Genomic DNA, 8,846 nt, shown 5'->3' on the forward strand with positions numbered 1-8,846 from the left:
CGATCCGAGTCGGTGGGCCGACGATCCTGAGATCGCCAAGGCGGTCGCGCAAGCCGAGCGCCGCCTGCGCGGCCGCGGCCGCGTGCTCATCCGGGCCTCGGGGACCGAGCCGCTGGTCCGGGTCATGACGGAGTGCGAAGACGCCGAAGCGGCGGAAACCATCGCCCGAGAACTGAGCCTGCTGATCGGGCGTCAACTGGGGGCGGCGGCCGACCAGGTCTCGACGGCCGCGCCGAACGGCGACCCGGCTGGTGGCGTCCCGTAAGGGGTATACAACTTAGCGAAACGCTCCCTTAGCGAGACGCTTCATCCCGGGGCCCCTCTGAGCAGGACCGGATTGGTTTCCGTCGAACTCGTGGGGGATCCATCAGGCTGGGCGATTACGACGGCGGACGAGGAGGTGCAGGGGAGCAGGATCAACGAGAAGCGCCGGAACTCGTTCTTCCGGGAACGAGTTGACGAGGAAGGGGATCTCGAAACGGAGCGAAGTGCTCCTATTCGGCGGGTGACCCTAGGCTGGTCCAGCCTTAAGGACGCTGCCAAAACCCGGGGGCGACCCCGGGGACAGAAGGCGTCTCGGACAACAAGAGTATCTACGGCAGTGGGCGGTGTTGCGGTCCCCCTACCGGGCATCGCCGCCAGCAGGTGTGCCTGTCGCTGCCAAGTTCCGCCCCTACGGACCGGTGATAGGCCGCAGTCTGCCTGTGCGACTCCGCGCGGGGCGATCTGGAGGCATCCATGTGTGGGATCATGGGCTATATTGGGGATCGGCAGGCCGTCCCGGTACTGCTGGATGGTTTGCGCCGGCTCGAGTATCGAGGGTATGATTCGGCAGGCGTGGCCGTCGTCGAAAACGGCGGCATCGAGGTCCTGAAATCCGCCGGGAAGCTCTCGCAATTGGTGAAGATCGCGGAGCGGACGCCGCTTCGCGGTGTGGTAGGAATCGGCCACACCCGGTGGGCCACCCACGGGCATCCGTCCGACCAGAACGCGCACCCGCACGCCGACTGTCGAGGTCGGGTCGTGGTGATTCACAATGGGATCATCGAGAACTTCCTGCAACTCAAGGAAGCGTTGATCAGCCGCGGACATCGGTTCCAATCCGACACCGACACCGAGGTGCTGGCACACCTCATCGAAGAGGCCTACCGGGGGGATCTCCCGCGGGCCGTCGAGGCGGCGGTCGCGCAGGCCTCGGGAGCGTACGCGCTTGTCGTCCTCTCGGCCGACGAGCCCGACAAGATCGTCGCCGTACGGAGGATCAGCCCCCTGATCGTGGGATTGGGGCGCGAGGAGATGCTCCTCGCCTCGGACATTCCGGCGCTCCTACCTTATACGCGGGACGTGCTGCTGATCGAGGATGGCGAGGTGGCCGTCCTGACGCGGGCGGGTGTGTCGCTCACTCGCCTCGGGGGCGGCCGCGTCGATCGTGCCCCGATGCGGGTCACGTGGGACGCCGCGGCCGCAGAAAAAGGCGGCTACGCTCACTTCATGCTCAAGGAGATTCACGAGCAGCCGCGGGCCCTGCAGGAGACCATGATGGGACGCCTTCCCGACGACCGCGTGATCGCGCTGGACGGTGTCGACCTCGCTCCCGAATACCTCCGCGATCTCGCGAAGGTATGGCTGGTCGCCTGCGGCACAGCGTACTACGCGGGCGTCGTGGGGCGAACGCTGATCGAGCGATTGGCGCAGGTGCCGGCCGAGACCGATCTGGGGAGCGAGTTTCGATACCGATCCCCCCTGGTGGGGACACGCGCCCTCGCCATCGCGATCAGCCAGTCGGGGGAGACCGCCGATACGCTGGCGGCGGCGCGCGAGGCGCGGGCCCGGGGCGCGCGGACGCTGGCGGTGGCCAACGTGGTCGGGAGCACGCTCGCGCGCGAGGCCGACAATGTGCTGTTCACGCGGGCGGGCCCTGAGATCGCGGTCTGCTCGACGAAGGCCTTCGTCACGCAACTGGCGGCGCTCACGATGCTGGCCACCCACCTGGGGCAGGCGCGCGGTGTCCTGCCGGAGGCTCGGGTGACCGCGCTGATCCAAGGGCTGCGCACGCTTCCCACCCACGCGCAGGCCGTGCTCCGCCTGGAACCCGAAATCATGGCCCTCGCCGAGCACCTGCAGCACACCGACGACGCGTTCTTCATCGGGCGCGGGCTCGACTATCCCGTGGCGATGGAGGGCTCGCTAAAACTGAAGGAGATCTCGTACGTGCACTCCGAGGCGCTGGCCGCCGGGGAACTCAAGCATGGGACGCTGGCGCTCGTGGTGCCGGGTGTCTCCGTGATCGCGATCGGGACCCAACTCGACGTCATCGAGAAGACGGTCAGCAATATCCAGGAGGTCCGCGCGCGGGGGGCGGAGGTCATCGGCGTCGCGACCGAGGACACCGCGGACACCCTCCGCCGGCACGTGGAGGCGCTGGTGACGATCCCTTCGGTCGACCCGCTGCTCGCGCCTCTCTTGGCGGTGATCCCGCTGCAGTTGCTCGCCTACCATGTGGCCCGGCTCCGGGGCCACGACGTGGATCAGCCTCGCAACCTGGCGAAGAGCGTGACCGTGGAATGAGAATCCTGATCACCGGGGGGGCCGGGTTTATCGGATCGCACGTGGCGGACGCGTATCTTGCGGCGGGCCACCACGTGGCGGTGGTCGATGCCCTCATCGGGGGCGGAGGAAACCGGACCCCTCAGGGCGCGGTGTTTTACCAGGAAGACCTCCGGCGGCCGAGTGTCGCAGAGGTGTTTCGCCGGGAGCGCCCGGACGTGGTGGCGCATCTCGCCGCGCAGGTCAATCTGCGGCGGTCGATTGAGGATCCGGTGGCCGACGCCGAAGCCAACGTCCTGGGCACCCTCCGAGTGCTGGATCTCGCGGCTCGTTGGGGGACCAAGCAGGTGATCCTCGCCTCGACCGGCGGGGCTGTCTACGGTGAGCCGCAGGTCCTGCCGGTCGAGGAGGATCATCCGATCCTGCCGACGTCGCCCTATGGACTTCACAAATCCTTCGGCGAGCAATACTTGGCCTACTACCGGCGCATCCACGGACTCCAGACCGCGATCCTGCGATATGCCAACGTCTACGGTCCCCGACAGGATCCGACCACCGAATCCGGCGTGATCTCGATCTTTGCCTACGCCTTACTCGCGGGACGGGCACCGGTCATCTTCGGCGATGGGACGCAGACGCGGGACTTCGTGTACGTGGGAGATGTGGCGGACGCAAACCTCCGCGTGCTGGGGCGCTCGATCCCGGAGCCGATCAACATCGCCACCGGAATCGAGACCAGTGTAAACGATCTCTTCGCCATGGTGCGGAGGCTGACCGGCGCAGCGGTGCACGCCACCCACGGGCCCGCCGTGCCCGGGGAAGTGCACCGTATCTGTCTCGGGATCAGGCGGGCCGCAACGCTGCTGGACTGGCATCCGCGGGTGCCGCTGGAGGAAGGTCTTCGGCGGACCGTCGAATGGATGCAGGTGGAGAGAGGTGTGCGGAAATGATCGACAAGGAGCTGCTCGAGATCCTCGCCTGCCCAGCGTGCAAGGCGCCCGTCACGCAGCAAGGCGATCGGATCGTGTGCACCAAGTGCGGACGGCGGTATCCGATCAAGAACGATATCCCGGCGATGCTCGTCGACGAGGCGGAGCAGCCGGAGGGCTAGCGGCAGACGGATGATCAGAGGGCTCGGCATCGACATCATCGAGGTGGATCGGATCCGGCGGGCGATCGCGCGGTGGGGCGAGGCCTTTCTCTGCCGCGTCTTTACCCCGGATGAGCGTGCGAGGGGCGGCGCCTCCCGAGGTGCGGCGGAGCGACTCGCCGGGCGGTTCGCGGCGAAAGAGGCGGTGATGAAGGCGTTGGGCCTTGGTCGACCGGGGGTCGGATGGCAGGAGATCGAGATCACCGTTGACCCGTTCGGCAAACCGGGCGTCCGCCTGACGGGCCGGGCTGCTACGGTGGCAGAACACCTGGGCGTGCGGGCCTGGCATGTCTCGATCTCGCACACCCGCCTGCTGGCGGTCGCCGAGGCCTTGGCAGAGTGACCCGCGGCCTCGAGCCGTGAAACTGCCCACGCCTGCCGAGATGGCCGCGCTGGAGCGGCACACCCAAGAGGTGCACGGCATCGAGACCTCCGCGCTCATGGAGCAGGCGGGGCGCCGGACGGCAGAGGTTGCGCGCCGGCTGCTACGCGCGTCCGGCGGCCGGAGATGCGTGGTCCTGGCCGGCAAAGGCAATAACGGCGGCGACGGGCTGGTCGCCGCTCGTCATTTGTCCGGGGATCATCCAATCCATGTGCTCCTCGTCGCCTCGGCCGAAGAGCTTCCCCCGGATCTCGGCGGACATCTCCACGCCCTTCGAGACCGACAGGTGCGCATTGAGGAGGCGCAGGCGCTTCCCGCTTCCGGTCTGGAGCGGGCCATCCGGGACGCGGATCTCATCATCGACGCGATCTTCGGCACGGGATTTCACGGCCCCGCGCGTGGGTTTGCCGTTCGGGTGATCGAGGCCGCGAACGCCTCCGGCGTCCCGATCCTGGCCGTGGATGTGCCCTCCGGCGTAGACGCCGTCGTGGGGCGCGCCGATCCGCCGTGTATTCGCGCGACCGCGACGGTGGCGATGGCGCTTCCGAAAATTGGGACCGTGCAATATCCGGCAGCCGCGCAGGTGGGCCGGCTCTTCGTCGCCGACATCGGGATTCCCGAGTCGGTGATCCGCGAGGCGCCGATCCCCACCGCGCTCGCGACGGCGGCGTGGATGGATCGAACGGTTCCGCATCGCCCCGCCGATTCGCACAAAGGGCGCTACGGAAGAGTGGCCATCCTGGGCGGTGCCCGCGGATATGCGGGCGCGCCTGTGCTGGCGGCCCGGGGGGCCATCCGTGCGGGAGCGGGGCTGGTGACGATCGGACTCCCGGCATCGCTGGCCGCAATCCCGCCGGCGTCGCTTCCCGAGGCGATGACCCGACCGCTCCCGGAGAGCGCGGCGGGCGCGCTCTGCGAAGCCGGGGCGGAGGCCGCCCGTGAGTTTGCCGGCTCCGCGGACGTGCTGGCTGTGGGGCCAGGACTCACGACCCATCCCGAGACGGTCGGGCTCATCCGCGGCCTCCTCCCGCGGGTGACCGGTCCCGTCGTGTTGGACGCCGACGGGCTGAACGCGTTTGCCGGAGAGGCCCAACGCCTGCGCGAGGTTCCGGGGCCGCTGGTGATCACCCCGCACCCCGGCGAGATGGCGCGCCTCCTCGGGCGCGAGGTCGGCGAGGTGCAAGAGGATCGGTTGGCGACCGCGCGCGCCGCCGCGTCTTTGGTGCACGGCGTCGCCCTCTTGAAGGGGGCGCGGACGGTGGTGGCCGGTCCGGACGGATACGCGATGGTGATCCCGACCGGAAACCCGGGGATGGCCACGGGAGGCATGGGCGACGTGCTCACGGGAGCGGTGGCGGCGCTGATCGGGGCGGGGCTCGCGCCATTCGAAGCGGCCGTGTGCGCGGCCTACCTTCACGGACTCGCGGGCGATCTCGCCGCCGATTCCCGCGGCGAGTGGGGCCTCTTGGCCAGCGAGGTGGCCGATCATCTCCCCCGCGCGCTGGCGCGGGTCAGGTCGGGATCGGTGGATGATGGCATCATCCCCGTCCCGTGACCGGCGGGGCGCGGCGGGGACCGATCCCGCCCGCTCACCGGCACGACCCACGCGGCCGGCATGGGCCGAGATCGACCTCGGGGCGATCGCGCACAACGTCCGGACGATTACGTCGCTGCTGCGCAAACCGGCGCGCGTGATGGCGGTTGTCAAAGCGGACGCCTACGGACACGGGGCGCTGCCCGTCGCCCGCGCGGCGGTGGACGCCGGGGCGGCATCGCTCGGCGTGGCGACGACGGACGAGGGAGTACAGTTGCGGCGCGCGGGGATCGGCGTCCCGATCCTGCTGCTCGGCTACACACCGCCGGAGGACGCGGAGATCGTGGTGGGACACGATCTCTCGGTCACCGTGTTCCACATGGAAGTGGCCCGGGCACTGAGCCAGGCCGCGGGGCGCGCCGGCCGTCCGGCAAAGATTCACCTCAAGATCGACACCGGGATGGGCCGGATCGGTATCGCGCCCGCGGACGCGGTGGCTCTCGCCGTCGAGGCGCGCCGGCTCTCCGGGGTCGTCCTCGAGGGGTGTTTCACCCACTTCGCTGCGGCCGACGATGCCGACCTGGCCTCGGCCATGGCTCAACTCGACACCTTCCGCAGCGTGCTCCGGCAACTCGACGAGGCCAAGATCCCGCTGGGGCTCCGCCATGCGGCCAACAGCGCGGCGTTGCTAGTGCTGCCCGAGTCGCACCTCGATCTCGTTCGTCCGGGGATCGCGCTCTACGGGATTCCACCTGCGCCGCACCTCGCCAACCGGATCCCCCTCCGCCGCGCCATGCGTCTGCGAGCGCGGGTCTCGTTCGTCAAACAGGTTCCCGCCGGGACCACAATCGGCTACGGCCACGCGTACCGCGCCGGGCGGACCACGACGATCGCGACGATCCCGGTGGGGTATGCCGACGGGTATCCGCGACTCTTGAGCGGACGGGGGGAAGTCTCCTTTGGGGGGCGCCGGTTGCCGGTCGCCGGCCGGGTCTCCATGGATCAGTGCATGGTCGACGCGGGGGAAACCTCGATCCGCGTGGGGGATGAGGTCGAACTCTGGGGCGAGGAGGTGCCCGTTGAGGACGTGGCCGAGCGCGCGCAGACGATCTCCTACGAGATCCTCGCCGGTGTGAGCCGCCGAATTCCGAGGGTGTTCGTTCGTGACGGACAGGCGATCGGGACCCGGACCTTGCTCACACAGGACGAGTGAAGGAGTCGAGGATGCGCGTCGCGTTTCAGGGGGAGCGGGGGGCCAATAGCGAGGAGGCGGTCGTTCGGTTGTTCGGCGAGGTGGAGGTCGCCCCGTGCGCGCATCTCGCCGACGTCTTCGACGCGGTCGCTTCACGGCGGGCGGATTGCGGGGTTGTGCCGGTCGAGAACTCGCAGGCTGGCAGTATCAATGAGACCTACGACCTGCTCCTGGCCCATGAGCTCGTGATCGCGGGAGAGCTCGATCATCGAGTCGTGCACTGCCTGATGGCGCTTGCGGGGCAATCCCTCAGCGTCATCACGAAAGTGTATTCTCACCCGCAGGCGCTGGCCCAGTGCGATGCGTATCTCCGCCATCTGGGAGTGGAGACGGTCCCGTACTACGACACCGCGGGCAGCGCCAAGATGATCCAGCAGCAGCGCCTGGCGGGGTGTGCCGCGGTGGCGTCGAAGCGAGCGGCGCACCTGTACGAGCTCGAGGTGTTGGCCGAAGGGATCGAGACCAACCCCAACAACTATACGAAGTTTCTCGTGATCGACACCAAGCCCGTCCCGGAGGCGGCCTCGAGCAAGACCTCGATCGTGTTCGTCGTCGAGAACCGGCCCGGCAGCCTGTATCGGGCGCTTGGCGCGCTCGCGACGCGGCAGATCAACCTCGTGAAGATCGAGTCGCGGCCGGGACGCAAACGGCCGTGGGACTACACCTTCTACGTGGACGTCGACGGACATATCAATGAAGCCCGCACCAAGGAGGCGCTCGAGGACCTCCGCCGGCAGACGACGTTCCTCCGAGTCCTGGGCTCCTATCCTCGGTCGCCGGTGCCCGCGCCTCCGTAAGCCGTGCGGCTGCTGCCGTTGGGAGACGCGGGCCTCATCCTACAGGTCGGCGGGGATGAGTTCTCGGACGCGGTCAATGCGGCCGTGCGCGCCCTCGGGCGCGCCGTGGACGCGAGCCGGCCCGAAGCGACCGTCGAGGTCGTTCCGACATTCCGGTCGCTCCTGATCGTGTACGATCCGGTACGAACCACCGCGTTGGAGTTCGGCCGGGCGATCGGCGCCATCGCGGAGGGGGCCGGCCCCGACGATCCGCGTCCAGGCCGGCTGATGGAAATTCCCGTCGCGTACGGCGGCGAGCACGGTCCGGATTTGGCGGCGGTGGCCGAAGAGACCGGCCGCACAAAGGCCGAGGTCGTCGCCGCGCACACGGGCCGCGAGTATCGCGTGTACATGCTGGGCTTTACCCCCGGGTTTCCCTACATGGGCACGCTTCCGTCGGCGCTCCGAGTCGCGCGCCTGCCCTCCCCGCGTCCACGCGTCCCGCGCGGATCGGTGGCGATCGCGGGGTTGCAGACCTGCGTCTATTCTGTGGAGAGCCCGGGTGGATGGCGGATCCTGGGGCGGACTCCGCTCGCGGTCTACGATCCGTCGCGGCGCGATCCGTTTCTCCTCGAGGCCGGCGATCGCGTCCGGTTCGTGCCGATCTCCGCGCGGGAGTACGAGCGGCGCGCTCCCGTAGAGACCGTGTCGCCGCCCGCGCTTCCTCACCGACCCGCGGTGATGGTGGAGGACGGGGGTCTCCTCACCACGGTCCAGGATCTCGGACGCACCGGCTACCGGCGGTTCGGCCTCCCGGGAGCCGGCGCTATCGATCCCTTGGCCCTCAAGCTGACCAACCAGCTGATCGGCAATCCGCCGGGCGCGGCGGGTCTCGAGTGCACGTTTCCCGGACCGCGTCTGCGCGCGGCGCGCCCGCTCGTGCTCGCCATCGGGGGCGCAGACTTTTCGCCGGCCCGGAACGGCCGGCGCGTCGGGATGTGGTCCGCCCTCCACCTCGATGCGGGGGACCTCCTGACGTTCGAGGCGCCGCGCGCCGGCCGGTGGGCGTACGTCGCTCTCCCAGGCGGGATCGACGTGCCCGAGATCATGGACAGCCGCGCGACGTACCTCGGCGCGAAGCTCGGGGGGTACGCGGGGCGCCGACTGGAGCGCGGGGACCGCGTCGGCTGCGCGCGGATCGCGGC

The 8,846-nt window shown here is 69.2% G+C and carries 8 protein-coding genes and 1 pseudogene; all 9 read left to right on the plus strand.

The window, feature by feature from the left end; genetic code table 11:
- Nucleotides 1–178, plus strand: a pseudogene (glmM, locus tag VFP86_13910) (phosphoglucosamine mutase).
- 560 nt (nucleotides 179–738) lie between these two features.
- Nucleotides 739–2,568 (plus strand): glutamine--fructose-6-phosphate transaminase (isomerizing), encoded by a 1,830-nt coding sequence (gene glmS, locus VFP86_13915; GenBank protein HET9000731.1) that lies wholly within the window; start codon nucleotides 739–741, stop codon nucleotides 2,566–2,568.
- Nucleotides 2,565–3,497, plus strand: coding sequence for an NAD-dependent epimerase/dehydratase family protein (locus VFP86_13920; GenBank protein ID HET9000732.1), 933 nt, complete (start codon nucleotides 2,565–2,567; stop codon nucleotides 3,495–3,497). Before glmS ends, VFP86_13920 begins: the two co-directional genes overlap by 4 nt.
- Nucleotides 3,494–3,658 (plus strand): Trm112 family protein, encoded by a 165-nt coding sequence (locus VFP86_13925; protein HET9000733.1) that lies wholly within the window; start codon nucleotides 3,494–3,496, stop codon nucleotides 3,656–3,658. Before VFP86_13920 ends, VFP86_13925 begins: the two co-directional genes overlap by 4 nt.
- Nucleotides 3,659–3,668: 10 nt before the next feature.
- Entirely contained in the window at nucleotides 3,669–4,040 is a 372-nt protein-coding gene (gene acpS / locus VFP86_13930) for a holo-ACP synthase (protein ID HET9000734.1), read from the plus strand.
- A 16-nt stretch (nucleotides 4,041–4,056) separates the two neighbouring features.
- Complete coding sequence (locus VFP86_13935; protein HET9000735.1) at nucleotides 4,057–5,634, plus strand: NAD(P)H-hydrate dehydratase; 1,578 nt, start codon at nucleotides 4,057–4,059, stop codon at nucleotides 5,632–5,634.
- On the plus strand, nucleotides 5,609–6,826 hold the full coding sequence (gene alr, locus VFP86_13940; protein ID HET9000736.1) for an alanine racemase: 1,218 nt from the start codon (nucleotides 5,609–5,611) through the stop codon (nucleotides 6,824–6,826). The genes VFP86_13935 and alr overlap by 26 nt, the downstream gene beginning before the upstream one ends.
- Nucleotides 6,827–6,837: 11 nt before the next feature.
- On the plus strand, nucleotides 6,838–7,662 hold the full coding sequence (gene pheA / locus VFP86_13945) for a prephenate dehydratase (GenBank protein ID HET9000737.1): 825 nt from the start codon (nucleotides 6,838–6,840) through the stop codon (nucleotides 7,660–7,662).
- A gap of 3 nt (nucleotides 7,663–7,665) precedes the next feature.
- Nucleotides 7,666–8,846 (plus strand): 5-oxoprolinase subunit PxpB (gene pxpB / locus VFP86_13950; GenBank protein ID HET9000738.1); only part of this gene is annotated, 1,181 nt, incomplete at its 3' end.

This window comes from bacterium (assembly GCA_035703895.1).
Taxonomy (GTDB): Bacteria; Sysuimicrobiota; Sysuimicrobiia; order Sysuimicrobiales; family Segetimicrobiaceae; genus Segetimicrobium.